Source organism: Streptomyces sp. bgisy159 (assembly GCF_057707805.1).
This window is the reverse complement of record NZ_JBYIQX010000011.1, coordinates 16,854-30,156: the sequence shown is the minus strand read 5'-3', so window position 1 is coordinate 30,156 and position 13,303 is coordinate 16,854. Positions and strand designations below refer to the sequence as shown.

At 73.1% G+C, this 13,303-nt stretch carries 11 protein-coding genes; 4 read left to right on the top strand and 7 right to left on the bottom strand.

The genetic code is table 11. The features are described from left to right. Positions 1-233: 233 nt before the first annotated feature. The gene (locus tag AC3ET3_RS13455) at positions 234-887 is read right to left on the bottom strand and encodes a DUF1326 domain-containing protein (protein ID WP_432138840.1); all 654 of its coding nucleotides are present in this window, start codon (positions 885-887) and stop codon (positions 234-236) included. Between the two features lie 111 nt (positions 888-998). Beyond that, the gene (locus AC3ET3_RS13450) at positions 999-1,499 is read right to left on the bottom strand and encodes a hypothetical protein (RefSeq protein ID WP_432138841.1); all 501 of its coding nucleotides are present in this window, start codon (positions 1,497-1,499) and stop codon (positions 999-1,001) included. Between the two features lie 118 nt (positions 1,500-1,617). On the opposite strand from AC3ET3_RS13450, the gene AC3ET3_RS13445 reads away from it, so the two are divergent. Then, positions 1,618-3,045, top strand: a complete 1,428-nt coding sequence (locus AC3ET3_RS13445) for a M1 family metallopeptidase (RefSeq protein ID WP_435612192.1) — start codon at positions 1,618-1,620, stop codon at positions 3,043-3,045. 42 nt (positions 3,046-3,087) lie between these two features. Here AC3ET3_RS13445 and AC3ET3_RS13440 read toward each other — a convergent pair whose 3' ends face one another. The 3 genes from AC3ET3_RS13440 to AC3ET3_RS13430 all read right to left on the bottom strand — a co-directional run bounded on the left by AC3ET3_RS13440 (position 3,088) and on the right by AC3ET3_RS13430 (position 6,638). After that, the gene (locus AC3ET3_RS13440) at positions 3,088-4,659 is read right to left on the bottom strand and encodes a M4 family metallopeptidase (RefSeq protein WP_432138885.1); all 1,572 of its coding nucleotides are present in this window, start codon (positions 4,657-4,659) and stop codon (positions 3,088-3,090) included. Positions 4,660-5,336: 677 nt separating this feature from the next. Then, positions 5,337-5,846, bottom strand: coding sequence for an HIT family protein (locus AC3ET3_RS13435; protein ID WP_432157558.1), 510 nt, complete (start codon positions 5,844-5,846; stop codon positions 5,337-5,339). A gap of 120 nt (positions 5,847-5,966) precedes the next feature. Next, a complete protein-coding gene (locus AC3ET3_RS13430; RefSeq protein ID WP_432138844.1) occupies positions 5,967-6,638 on the bottom strand; it encodes a pentapeptide repeat-containing protein in 672 nt (223 codons plus the stop codon). Positions 6,639-7,085: 447 nt separating this feature from the next. Here AC3ET3_RS13430 and AC3ET3_RS13425 point away from each other — a divergent pair, with 447 nt between their 5' ends. Both AC3ET3_RS13425 and AC3ET3_RS13420 read left to right on the top strand, forming a co-directional pair. Next, positions 7,086-8,066 carry a zinc-binding dehydrogenase gene (locus AC3ET3_RS13425; protein WP_435612240.1) on the top strand — a complete coding sequence of 327 codons (981 nt, stop codon included), beginning with the start codon at positions 7,086-7,088 and terminating at the stop codon, positions 8,064-8,066. Positions 8,067-8,233: 167 nt separating this feature from the next. Further along, a complete protein-coding gene (locus AC3ET3_RS13420) occupies positions 8,234-9,736 on the top strand; it encodes an MFS transporter (RefSeq protein ID WP_435612191.1) in 1,503 nt (500 codons plus the stop codon). 99 nt (positions 9,737-9,835) lie between these two features. Here the strand turns inward: AC3ET3_RS13420 and AC3ET3_RS13415 are convergent, their stop codons facing one another. Then, positions 9,836-10,306: a GNAT family N-acetyltransferase gene (locus tag AC3ET3_RS13415; RefSeq protein WP_432138846.1), complete on the bottom strand. Its 471-nt coding sequence runs from the start codon at positions 10,304-10,306 to the stop codon at positions 9,836-9,838. 105 nt (positions 10,307-10,411) lie between these two features. Here AC3ET3_RS13415 and AC3ET3_RS13410 point away from each other — a divergent pair, with 105 nt between their 5' ends. After that, entirely contained in the window at positions 10,412-11,908 is a 1,497-nt protein-coding gene (locus tag AC3ET3_RS13410) for an NAD(P)/FAD-dependent oxidoreductase (RefSeq protein ID WP_432157560.1), read from the top strand. Positions 11,909-12,126: 218 nt separating this feature from the next. Here AC3ET3_RS13410 and AC3ET3_RS13405 read toward each other — a convergent pair whose 3' ends face one another. After that, positions 12,127-12,795 (bottom strand): histone deacetylase, encoded by a 669-nt coding sequence (locus AC3ET3_RS13405; RefSeq protein ID WP_435612190.1) that lies wholly within the window; start codon positions 12,793-12,795, stop codon positions 12,127-12,129. Positions 12,796-13,303 lie beyond the last annotated feature (508 nt).

Below are 13,303 nucleotides of genomic sequence, written 5' to 3'. Positions count from 1 at the left end.
CCCTCGGACGTCCCCGCGGACGTCATGCGGGCCGGCGGTCGGCAGTCGGGCCGGCGGTCGGCACGGTGGTCGGCAGTCGCTCCGGACGGCCCCGTTCGGCCGGGGCGCCGTTCCGCTTGCCGTCTGTCGCGGTCCGGGACCGTGCGGCCGGCCCGGCCGGTCCGGGGCACGACGGTCCCGCGGTCCGGGACGGAACGGTCCGCCCCGTCCCTGGTCGCGTGCCGTCACCACCCTCAGTCCGGGCCGCTCCAGTCGAAGGTGATGTGCTTGCTGGACTTGCCCTCCCGGCCCCACCGGAAGCCGAAGGCGTCCACCCGGTCGGCGGTGGCGCGGCCCCAGGTCGCCACCTGGCCGGGGCCCGTCTCCGAGCCGGGCAGGTTCACCGTCTGCACCCGGGCACCCTCCGGCGTGGTCGGCCCGGTCAGCGCCTCGGCGCTCGCCTCGACCTTGCCGGGCACGGTGACCCGCCAGCCGCCGAGGTCGTCGTCGGCCTCGAACCGGATGGGGGCGACCTCCATCCCCCGCATCTCGGCCGCGAACATGGTGAACATCTGCGTGGGCCAGCTGCCCGCCTGCCCGCCGAAGATCATCTGAAGGGCTTCGCGCTGCGCGTCGTCCGCCCGCTCGTCGAGGAAGACCGCCCCGTACGCGTCCGAGTGCTCTCCCCAGACGTTCCCGACGAACGAGGCCACCATCAGCACGTTGAGCCCGTCCAGGGGGACGTCCCCGTAGTTTCCCTCCCGTACATGCCAGGCCAGCACGCCCTCGCAGTCACCGTAGGTGGGCGGCTGGGCGAACGAGCACGGGCACGGGATGGCGCACTTGCAGGTGTCGAACCAGTCTCCGGACACATGCCACTCGGGTATCACCGGCGCCGTCTGCGACATGTCGTCACCTCCTCACGCCGTACCCCGTTCATTCTCGTCGCGCAACCCGGTGATCGCACGACGAGGCGAGTCGGCACCCGGGGGCCGGCTCCGCCCCCGCCCGGCGGGGAGTCAGCCCACGCGGGGAAAGCGGGCCTGGAGCGTCCAGATCGCCGGGTTGTCGCCCAGATCCTCGTGCAGGTCGATCAGATCGGCCAGCAGGTCGTGCAGGAAGTCCCGGGCCTCGCGGCGCAGCTCGGCATGGGAGAAGGTCAGCGGCGGTTCCTCGGCCGGCATCCAGTCGGCCTCGACGTCCACCCAGCCGAAGCGGCGCTCGAAGAGCATGCGGTCGGTGGACTCGGTGAAGTCCAGCTCCGCGCGCTGGGGGCGCGAGGCGCGGGAACCCGCCGGGTCCCGGTCCACGCGCTCCACGATGTCGCACAGTGCCCACGCGAAGTCCAGCACCGGCACCCATCCCCAGGCTGTGGACAGCTCCCGGTCCTTCTCGGTGTCGGCGAGGTAGACGTCCCCGCAGAACAGGTCATGCCGCAGGGTGTGGACGTCCGCGCGGCGGTAGTCCGTCTGCGGCGGGTCCGGGAAGCGGTTGGAGAGGGCGTAGCCGATGTCGAGCACGTACGTGATGGTGTCACGCGGCGGCGCCACCCTCCGTACCGGCCACGACCCGCCCCCGACGCGCCCCGAGCCCGCACACCCGGCCACGACGTACCCCCACAACCCTAAGATCACTGACATGTCCAGATCCGCACGGCTCGCGCCCGTGGCCGCTCTGCTCTCCCTGGCCCTCGCCCTGACCGCCTGCGACAGCGGCAGCGGCGGTGGCAGCGGCGGCGACTCGGCGCGTCCCGGCGCCCCCGGCGTGCGCGACCCGTACTTCCCGCGGGCGGGCAACGGCGGATACGACGTCTCCCACTACGGCCTGACCCTCTCCTACGACCCGGCCACCACCCGCCTGACCGGCACGGCCGTCATCACCGCACGCGCCACCCAGGCCCTGTCCGCCTTCGACCTGGACCTGGCGGGCCTGGACGTGGCGGGGGTCACCGTCGAGGGGCGCCCGGCGCGCACCAGCCGCGACGGGCAGGAACTGACCGTCCGGCCGCAGGACGAACTCACCGCCGGGGAGACCTTCGAGGTCACCGTCCGCTACTCGGGCCGGCCGCGCACCCTCACCGACCCCGACGGTTCCGAGGAGGGCTGGCTGCCCACCGCCGAGGGCGCGCTGGCGCTCGGCGAACCGACGGGCTCCATGGCGTGGTTCCCGGGCAACCACCACCCGTCCGACAAGGCGACGTACGATCTCGCCGTCACCGTGCCCGAGGGCCTGACGGCCGTGTCGAACGGGGAGTTGACGGAACGCCGGGAGAGCGGTGGGCGGACCGTCTTCACCTGGCACACCGGAGAACCGATGGCGGGCTATCTCGCCACTCTCGCCATCGGGCGCTACCGGGTCAGCGAGTCCACCACCGAGGACGGGCTGCCGGTGTACACGGCCGTCGACCCGGAGGTCGACGAGGCGAGCCGGGACGTCCTCGGCCGGCTCCCCGAGGTCGTCGACTGGGCGACGGAGAACTTCGGCCCCTACCCCTTCTCCTCCACCGGCGCGATCGTCGACCGCCCGGGCGACGCCGGTTACGCCCTGGAGACCCAGAACCGCCCGGTCTTCCCCGGCCCGCCCACCGTGGAACTCCTGGTCCACGAGCTGGCCCACCAGTGGTACGGCGACTCGGTCAGCCCTGAGTCCTGGCGGGACATGTGGCTCAACGAGGGCTTCGCGACCTACGCGGAGTGGCTGTGGGAGGAGGACCACGGCGGCGACGACGCGGAGGAGATCTTCACCGAGCTGTACGAGCACGGGCGCCACGGCGACGAGGTGTTCGAGGACCTCTGGGACTTCCCGCCCGCCGAGCCGCCGACCGCCTCGGACATCTCCGGCGAGCCCGTCTACCAGCGCGGCGCGATGGTGCTGCACCGGATCCGCCGGACGGTCGGCGACGACGCGTTCTACGACCTCGTCCAGGGCTGGGCGGCCGAGCACCGGCACGGCAACGCCGGCACCGACGACTTCACGGCGTACGTGGAGAAGGCCTTCCCGGACGAGGACTTCACGTCGCTCTGGGAGGACTGGCTGTACGGCGAGGGAAAGCCGGACCGCCCGTAGGGAACGGACGGCCCGGCCCACGGCGCTGCCGAGGTGGCGGCGTCAGTTGACGTTGACGGCCTTCCAGGCCGCCGCCACCGCGGTGTACTCCGCGCTGCCGGAGCCGTAGAGGTCGGCGGCCGCCTGCAGGGTACCGACGCGGGCGTCCGCGTAGTCGGTCGACGAGGTGAAGTAGGTACTCAGGGCCTTGTACCAGATCTGGTAGGCCTTGGCCCTCCCGATGCCGGTGACCGTGGAGCCGTCGTACGTCGGGGAGTTGTAGGAGACTCCGTTGACGGTCTTCGCGCCGCTGCCCTCGCTCAGCAGGTAGAAGAAGTGGTTGGCGGGCCCGGACGAGTAGTGCACGTCGAGCCGGCCGACCGAGCGCGACCAGTAGTCGGCGGAGTTGCCGTCCCGGCTGGGCCGGTCCATGTAACGCAGCGGGGTGCCGTTGCCCCGGATGTCGATCTTCTCGCCGATGAGGTAGTCGCCGACGTCGGAGGAGTTGTTGGCGAAGAACTCCACCGAGGTGCCGAAGATGTCGGAGGTGGCCTCGTTCAGGCCGCCGGACTCCCGGTTGTAGCGCAGGCCGGCGGTGGACGCGGTCAGGCCGTGGCTCATCTCGTGGCCGGCGACGTCGAGCGAGGTGAGCGGCTTGAGGTTGTTCGCGCCGTCGCCGTACGTCATGCAGAAGCACTGGTCGGACCAGAAGGCGTTGACGTAGGCGTCGCCGTAGTGGACGCGGGAGTAGGCGGCCTTGCCGTCGTTGCGGATGCCGTTGCGGCCCAGCGCGTTCTGGTAGAAGTCCCAGGTGACCTGGGCGCCGTAGGCGGCGTCCACGGCGGCGGTCTGCCGGTTGACCGGCGTGCCGTCGCCCCAGGCGTCGTCGGCGTCGTGGAAGAGGGTGCCGGTGCCGGACGTGCCGCCGTTCAGGTCGTACGTCCGGTGGCCGCCGCGACCCGAGTCGACCAGGTCGTAGCCGCCGGAGGCGGAGGCGGTGGTGCCCAGCTGCACGGTGCCGCTGTACTGGCTGGTGCCGGCGCCGGTCTCGACGGCCTCGTAGGAGAACAGCTCCTTGCCGCTGGTGGCGTCGGTGATGACGTGCAGCTCGCTCGGGGTGCCGTCGTGCCGCAGGCCCTTGACGACCGACTCGTAGGCGAGGACCGGCTTGGCGCCGGCGGCCCAGACGACCTTGCGGGCGGAGGCGACACCGGCGTCCCCGGCCGTGGCGCCGTCCGCCGCCGCGGCGGCGAGCGCGGACTTCTTCACGCCCGCGACGGACACGGCGGCCTCGGTCGACGGCACCGATATCCGGGCCCGCGTCGCCTTGCTGACGCCCTTCAGGGTGCCGTTCCCGGTGACGTGGGTGACGAGGTCGCCGCCGAGTACGGGCAGACCGGCGTAGGTGCGCTCGTAGCGGGTGTGGACCGTGCCGTCGCGGTCCTTGACGACGTCGCGCACGACGAGCTTCTCCCGGGCACCCAGGCCGAGCCGGCGGGCGGCGGCCGGAGCGGCGTCCTGGGCCGAGGCGATGGCGGCGGCTCGGGCGGAGGCGTTCACGGGGAGGGCGGCGGCGCCGTTCGCCTGCTCGGGGACCGCGGTGGCGGGGCCGTTCTGGACCGCCAGCACGACCATCGCGGCCGAGCCGATCAGAGCGGCGGCGCGCAGAGCGGTGGTGCGGGGAGTGCGGGTGACGCGGGACTGCAGTCTCACTCGGTCTCCTTCTTCGCCGGCCTCGGGTTTCGAGGCGCAGGACGGGCCTCGTGGGGGGAGGCCACATGTGGGGCACAGGGTTGCGGCGAGCGAGGAGAGACTGACATCCCCAGGCCCCTGTTTGACAGAGCGCCGTCAAGACTTTACGTGTTCGTTTCCGAAAGCCGTTACTGCGGATCCGCTATCCGGACGACCGGCCGAAGCACCAACCCCCTTACAACACAGCGCAGTTACCCGCCCGGACGTCACCCGGCGGGCGACCTGCGCAACACCGCGTGCAAGGAGGGGCGTTCCGGGTCGCCCCGCCGGTCGATCGCCTCGCGCCTCCCACCCGAGGGCCGAGCAGAACGCGAGCCCCTTCGGATCGGCGTCCGGCACGGCAAGTCGGACACCACTTCGCCCCGCCTCACGGAGCCGTGCCTCCACCGCCTCCGCGAGCCGACGCCCGAACCTCTGCCCCCGCACCGCCGCGTCCACTTCAGCAGCCCGGTCCAGGGGACCCTGACCAACCCGGCGAGCGACTCGTCCGGAACCCGGCGCTCGCCGACGAGGCGAGGAGACCCGGTGATCACCGCGGCACGCTCTGCCACGGCATCCGGTCACGGTGTCAGGCGGTCCAGTTCCCCCGCGATCGCCGCCCGGAGCGGGTCGTGCCGCGGGCCGAGCGCGTACCGCCCGTCGGTCCATCGCTCCCGCGGGTACAGCCACACCGGCCGGCCCACCAGGTCGGGGGGCTCCCAGTCGAACCGCGGCCAGACGTGGGCGTGCAGAAAGGGCTCGGTGTTCCCCAGGATCTCCAGGTTGACCCGCCGGAAGGCCGGGTCCAGCCGCGCACAGGCCCGTTCGACGGCCTCGCCGAGCCGGTCCATACCGGACAAGAAGGCCAGCCTCCTGCTCCTCGGCAACTCGGAGAGCCGCCGCACCGCGGGGTCGTCCACCAGGAGCAGCGAGTACCCCGGCAGGAACTGGACGTCCCCGATGACGGCGAACCCCGCTTCCAGTCTCCGCAGCACCGTGGGATTGTCACCCCGCAGTGCGCTGCCGATCCGGTCCCGGCGCCACGCCTCCCCTGCCCGGGCGTCATCCGCTGCCGGCGTCGCACGTCCCATGCCTCGCCCTTCCTCCCTCGCCTTTCCCCCTCTCCTTCCCCTTCGCCCTTCCCTCCCCCTCCAGTCCTTTCCTCCTCCCCCTCCAGTCCTCCACCACCGGCACCCTCACCACCCCCGCCGCTACCCCTCCACCCGGATGCCCCACTCCGCGGCCAGAACCGGCGCCAGGTCCATCAGTTGCGCCACGCTGATCACCGCCCCGGAGAGCCGGTCCAGCCCGCCCGCGACGGTCAGCTCGCTCGCGCCGCGCAGGTCGACGTCGCGGAGGGTGGCCCCGTGCAAGTCCGCCTCCCTCAGCGCACAGTTCAGGAACTCCACCCGCTCCAGCGTGGCTCCCCCGAAGTCCGGCTCGACCAGGACACAGCCCTCGAAGACAACGTCTCTCAAGCGGGCCTGACGCAGGTTCAGGTAGTCGATCTTGCCGCCACGGACCAGGACCCGCTCCAGAACCGCGCCGTGCAACTGCGTCCCGCCCAGCCGTGCGTCGGTCAGCTCGACGTCTCGCAGAGTCGCCTTCGCGAGGCCGGTCCCGACCCCCCGTACATCGCTCAGCACCGAGTCCAGGATCCGGGCCCCCGCCAGCCCCGTCCCGTCCAGCGCGCACCCCCGCAGCGCGCAGTCCATGAACCGGGCCCCGGCACCGCCCTGCCCGGAGAGGTCGGACCCCGCGAACTCCACCCCGTCGTAGTCCCCGTCCGGCTCCAGCCCGCCGCCCCCGTACGCCTCCAGCGCCGGCAGGCGCACCTCCGGCCGCCGCGCCCCCTTCACCTTGCCGCCACCGCTCTTCGCCATACCGTCCATCCTCCACCTCACCACTGACAACGCCCCCCGACCACGCCCCCGCTCCCCACCCGCCGTGCCTTCGCCCCACCGACCACGCCCCCGCTCCCCACCCGCCGTGCCTTCGCCCCACCGGCCGCCCCACCGGCCGCCCCTGCCACCCGCCGTGCCTCGCTCCCGGCGGCGGCCGCCCCGCCCCTTGACCTCAATCCCGCTTGAGGTCGGAGGCTGTTCTCCGTCGGAAGGCACCCGAGGACGGCACCGGAAGGCACCCGAGCACCACGCCCGCCGGAAACGCCCGACGACACCCGACGACACCCGGCGACACCCGGCGACGACGGCGCCCGACAGCCACACCGCAAGCCCACCGAACGCAGCACCGCAGGACCACACCGGACGCAACCCCGCAGGACCACACCGGACGACCACAACGGGGGACCCGTGAAGACCACCCACCCCATGCACGCCATCCGCCTCCACGCCTTCGGCCCCGCCGAGAACCTGCTCCACGAGCGGATCGACGCTCCCGTACCCGCCCCGGGTCAGGTCCGCGTCGCCGTGGCCGCGGCCGGCGTGCACCTGCTCGACACCGCGATACGGCAGGGCGTCCAGGGCCCTCTGCCCCGGCTGCCGGACCTGCCGACCGTGCCCGGACGGGAGATCGCCGGGGTCGTCGAGTCGCTCGGCGAGGGCGTCGACGGCCACTGGCTCGGCAAACGCGTCGTCGCCCACCTCGGCTTCGCGCCCGGCGGCTACGCCGAACTCGCCGTCACGGACACCGGCCGCCTCCACGAGATCCCCGGGAACCTGGACTTCGCCGAGGCGGTAGCCATGATCGGTACCGGACGCACGGCGATGGGGATCGTGCAGTTCACCGATCTCGGCCCCGACTCGGTGGTCGTCGTCCCCGCCGCCGCCGGAGGCCTCGGCACGCTTCTGGTCCAGTACGCCCGCAACGCCGGCGCCACGGTCGTCGGCCTGGCCGGGGGCCCGGACAAGACCGCCCGCGTCCGGGCGAACGGCGCCGACCTCGCCGTCGACTACACCGCCCCCTCGTGGCCCGCCGAGGTCCGCACCCACCTGGGCGGACGGACGGCCACCGTCGTCCTCGACGGCGTCGGCGGCGAAGTGGCCCGCGAGGCCGTCGCCCTCCTCGGGCCCGGCGGCCGGCACCTGGTGTTCGGCTGGTCGGCCGACGGCATCCGGGACGGCGGCCCCTACGTCGTCGAAGGCGTCACCGAGCAGGTCCTCGGCCCGGTGATGATGCGGAAGGCGGGCGGCCCCGATCCGGTCCGCACCCTCGAACTGCGCGCCCTCGCCGAGGCCGCCGCCGGCCGTCTCACCCCGGCCGTCCAGCGCTTCCCGCTCAGCGAGGCCGCCGCCGCACACCACGCCCTGGAGACCCGCCGCACGACGGGGAAGGTGGTCCTGGAGCCCTGACCCGCCCCCGCCCCCGCCCCCGCCCCCGGCGCCGCCCGAGGCACCCGAGGGAAAGCGGCCACCCGAGTGACCCGGGCAGCCGGAACAGAACTCGTGGGAATGACCGCCCCCGTCCCTGGCAACCCACCGAGAATGCGACACATCCCGAACCATGCTGTTCTGGGCCCGTGAGTGTCACCCCACCGGGTGAGGCCCGGCCCCAGACCGCCGACCCCCACCGCTGGTGGGGGCTCGTGATCATCGCACTGGCCCAGCTGATGGTCGTCCTCGACGCGACCATCGTGAACATCGCCCTGCCGTCCGCCCAGCGGGAGCTGGGCATGTCCGACGGCAACCGCCAATGGGTGATCACCGCGTACACGCTGGCCTTCGGCGGCCTGCTCCTGCTCGGCGGCCGCGTCGCCGACCTGGTGGGCCGCAAACGCACCTTCGTCATCGGCCTGATCGGCTTCGCCGGCGCCTCCGCGCTGGGGGGCGCCGCCGTCGGCCCGGGCATGCTCTTCGGCGCCCGCGCGCTGCAAGGCGTCTTCGCGGCCCTCCTGGCGCCCTCCGCGCTCTCCCTGCTCACCACCACCTTCACCGACCCGAAGGAGCGCGGGAAGGCGTTCGGCATCTACGGCGCGCTGGCCGGCAGCGGCTCCGCGATCGGCTTCATCGTGGGCGGGCTGCTGACGGAGTACCTCGACTGGCGTTGGTGCCTCTACGTCAACGTGCCCATCGCGGCCGTCGCCGTCTTCGGCGCCCTGGCCCTGCTGCACGACCGCCCCGGCCACGCCGGCGCCCGCCTAGACGTGCCGGGCGCGGTACTGGGCTGCGGCGGCCTCGTCGCGATCGTCTACGGCTTCAGCGAGGCCCAGCCCCGCGGCTGGACCGACCCGCTGGTGCTCGGCCTGCTCGGGGGCGGGGTCGCCCTCCTGGCGGTGTTCGTGTGGTGGCAGACCCGGGCCCCGATGCCCCTCCTGCCGCTGCACATCATCCGGGACCGCGACCGGGCCGGCTGCTTCCTGACCATGGGCCTCGCCGTGATCGGCATGTTCGGCCTGTTCCTGTTCATGACGTACTACCTGCAGGGCATCCTCCAGTACTCGCCGGTCCGCACCGGCCTCGCGTTCCTGCCGCTCACGGTGGCGATCGTCATCGGCTCGACCCAGATCTCGGCGCGGCTGCTCAGCCGGGTCCAGCCGCGCATGCTGATGGCTCCGGGCATGGTGCTGGCCGCCGGCGGCATGCTGCTCCTCACCCGGATGACCGTGGATTCCTCCTACACGACGGACATCCTGCCCGCCCTGATCCTGATGGGCCTCGGCATGGGTCTCACCTTCATGCCGGTGTTCTCCACCGCCACCGCGGGCGTCGCCCCGCAGGACTCCGGCGTGACCTCCGCGACCGTCAACACCTCGCAGCAGGTCGGCGGCTCCATCGGCACGGCCCTGCTCAACACCATCGCCACCACCAGCAGCAGCGCCTACATCGCCGCCCACCTGAGCAACCCCGCCCGCAAAGCCCAGGTCGTCGCCGAGGGCACGGTGCACGGCTACACCGTCGCCATCTGGTGGGCCGCCGGCATCATGCTCCTGGCGGGCGTCGTCGCGGCGACGATGGTCACCGCCAAGCCGCCGCCGAAGCAGGGCGCGCACGCCCGTCAGGCGGTACCGGAGTCGGTGGCCTGAGGGCCCGCGGGCCCCGGACACCGGACATCGGACACCGGACACCGGACACCGGCCCTGGCTGCCCTGTCCTGCCCGGCCCGCGCGTCGGGCGGCGGACGGTCAGCCGCCCAGCGCGGCCAGTGCCTCGTCCGTGAGCCGGTAGCCGCGCCACTCGTCCTGCGGTACGGCGCCCAGCCGCTCGTAGAAGTCGATCGCGGGCCGGTTCCAGTCCAGCACCGACCACTCCAGCCGCTGGTAGCCGCGCGCCACGCACAGCCGCGCCAGCTCCGTCAGCAGGGCCTTGCCGTACCCGCCGCCCCGCGCGGCGGGACGCACGTACAGGTCCTCCAGGTGGACACCGTGCGTGCCGCGCCAGGTGGAGAAGTTCAGGAACCACAGCGCGAAACCGACGACCTCCCCGTCGCCGTCCTGCGCGACGTGCGCGAAGACCGCGGGCCGCGCCCCGAACAACGCCTCCCGCAACTGCTCGGGCGTCGCCCGCGCCTCGTCCGGGGCCTTCTCGTACTCGGCGAGCTCGCGGATCAGGGCGTGGATGACGGGCACATCGTCAGGCGTGGCGACACGAATCACCCCGGAAGCGTATCCCGGCCCCGGTGAGCACAGCCTGCGGAATTCCCCGGAAAACGACGGAATCCGAAGGAGACACCCCCCTCCCAGTCGGGTTACCGTCCGCCCATGACCAGCCCCACCACCGATCCCGTCGATCCGACCGACTCCCCCGCACCGACCGACTCCCCCGCACCGGCCCACTCTCCTGTACCGGCCCACCGCACCGGCCCCGACGATCCCGTCAACGGCGGCGTCTCCTTCTGGTACGCCTCGGACGGCCTCCCGGCCCCCCGCCCGCCGCTGCCCGGCGACACGGCCGCCGACATCGCCGTCGTGGGCGGCGGGTACACCGGCCTGTGGACCGCGTACTACCTCAAGAAGGCCGCCCCCGACCTGCGGATCACGGTGCTGGAGCAGCGGTTCTGCGGGTACGGCGCCTCGGGCCGCAACGGCGGCTGGCTCTACAACGGCATCGCCGGCCGGGACCGGTACGCCCGCCGCCACGGCCACGAGGCCGCCGTACGCCTGCAGAAGGCGATGAACGCCACCGTCGACGAGGTCGTGCGCGCGGCCCGCGAGGAGGGCATCGACGCCGACGTCCACCGGGGCGGCGTTCTGGAGGTGGCCCGCACCCCCGCCCAGCTGTCCCGGCTGCACGCCTTCCACGCGCACGAACTGACCTACGGGGAGCACGACCGCAGGCTGTACGACGCCGCGGAGACCGCCGAGCGGATCCGGATCGCGGACGCGCTCGGCGCGAGCTGGACCCCGCACGGCGCCCGCGTGCACCCGGCGAAGCTGGTACGCGGCCTCGCGGCGGCGGTCGAGGCGCTCGGGGTGCGGGTGCACGAGTCGACACCGGTGACGCAGATCCACCCGGGCCGGGCGGTCACGCCGTACGGCACCGTCCGCGCGCCGTACGTCCTGCGCTGCACCGAGGGCTTCACCGCCGCCCTCAAGGGCCAGAAGCGCACCTGGCTGCCCATGAACTCCTCGATGATCGCCACCGAGCCGCTGACCGCCGGCCAGTGGGCGGACATCGGCTGGGAGGACCGGGCCACCCTGGGCGACATGGCGCACGCGTACATGTACGCCCAGCGCACCGCCGACGGCCGGATCGCGCTGGGCGGGCGCGGCGTGCCGTACCGCTTCGGCTCGCGCACCGACCACGACGGCCGCACCCAGCCGGAGACGGTGGCGGCGCTGCGCCGCATCCTCACGGACTTCTTCCCGGCCCTGTCGGGGGTGCGTGTCACGCACGCCTGGTCGGGCGTCCTCGGCGTACCGCGCGACTGGTGCGCGACCGTCACCCTGGACCGCGCGACCGGCCTCGGCTGGGCGGGCGGCTACGTCGGCTCCGGCGTCGCCACCGCCAACCTCGCCGCCCGCACCCTGCGCGACCTGGTCCGCCTCGACGCGGGCGAGGACGGTCCCACCGAGCTGACCGGGCTGCCGTGGGTGGGGCACCGGGTGCGCCGCTGGGAGCCGGAGCCGCTGCGCTGGCTGGGCGTGCAGGGCCTGTACGCCACCTACCGCGCGGCCGACCGCCGGGAGAGCGAACTGCGCACCACCGGCTCTTCCCGGCTGGCCCGCGCCGCGGACCTGATCGCGGGCCGCCACTGAGAACCCGCGGGCCCGGGCCGCTCCTCACACCGGCCCGGGCCCGCTCCGCTCCCGAGCCGCACCTGAGCCGTGGCCGACCTGCGCGTGACCGGCGTCGTCCGCGAGAGAACCCCGCCGGGAGCGCCGTCCCGGCCCGCGACGGCAGCGGGCGCGGCTCGTGGCGGGCGACCAGCGACAGGCGGCTCCTGGCGGGCGACGAGCCCGCTCCCGGAGCGCGCTCAGGTCTCGCGCCCAAGGAGCTCTCGCACCGCCTGCTCCGACCAGTGGCCGGCAGCTCCCGGGCAGGCGGCGAGGTACTCGGCGACCGCCTCCGTGTCCCACGCTCCCGCGGCGAGCAGCCCGACGGCCAGCAGGCGAAGGTAGGCGGCCGACGGCGCGACCCACCTCACGTCGCGCACACCCCACGGGGCCGTGAAGGTGAGCAACGGCACCCCGTCGATCTGCCCGGCGCAGACAAGGGTCTCGTGGTGCCCTTCGCCGAGGACGGCTCGGCCGTCGGTGAGCACCGCGCCCAGATCGAGGTCCACGCCGGCCGCGCGGTACATCTCCTGAGCGGCGATGTCGGAGAACTGCCCGGCCGACAGCAGGTGCGCCCGCGCCAGGACCCGCCCGTCGGCCCGCGGGTCGTAGAAGGCCCTGCCGCCTCCCCACACCGGCGACTCGGTGGCGAAGTACAGCACCCCGGCCAGTTCGACCGGGACCGACCGGGAAGGCATCCGCGGGTCGCGGCACCCCGGACAGGCCCGCGCGGCACCGGGAGGCCGGCCGCCGCGGAGGTAGAAGGCGAGCCGGTCGAGGTCCGTGTTGGACCCGTAGGCCGCGTACCAGACCCGGTCGGGCCGCCGGTCGGCCGGCAACGCCGGATCAATGACACCGAGCGCCTTCACCCCGACCGGCTCCCGCCCGCCGCAAAAACCACCCACAGAGCCCCCTGTCGGATTCGAACCGACGACCTTCGCTTTACAAGTTCGTCCAGGGGGGCGGCTGGCCTGCTCGGCTGGGCCTCTTGGAGGTCTCGGCGAGCACCTGAACGATCACTCCGGGCCGCGTCTGTGTGCTGACGTTGCCGTCAAAGGCTGCCGTCACTGCCCCCATGAACCTCGGTAGCGCACCGCCCTGCGGATGCCTGCGGCCCTCTTCTCATCCGCTCTGCGCGAGCCGCTAGGCCGTTCGCAAGCACGCTCCCCGGTGCTGGGTCCGGGAACCCCGCGCCGCACGGCGTCGCTAGATGGTTACCGTGCTGATCACTGACAGCAACCGGGAGTTGTTACTCTCCTTACACCTACCGGCAAGTATATTTTGCTTTAGATGACACAAGCTGTCGCTGTTGATCATTTACGATCAGGCTTGCTCATGAGTGGGTAAGGGAACCCTGGTCGTGGCAGTGGAGTGAAT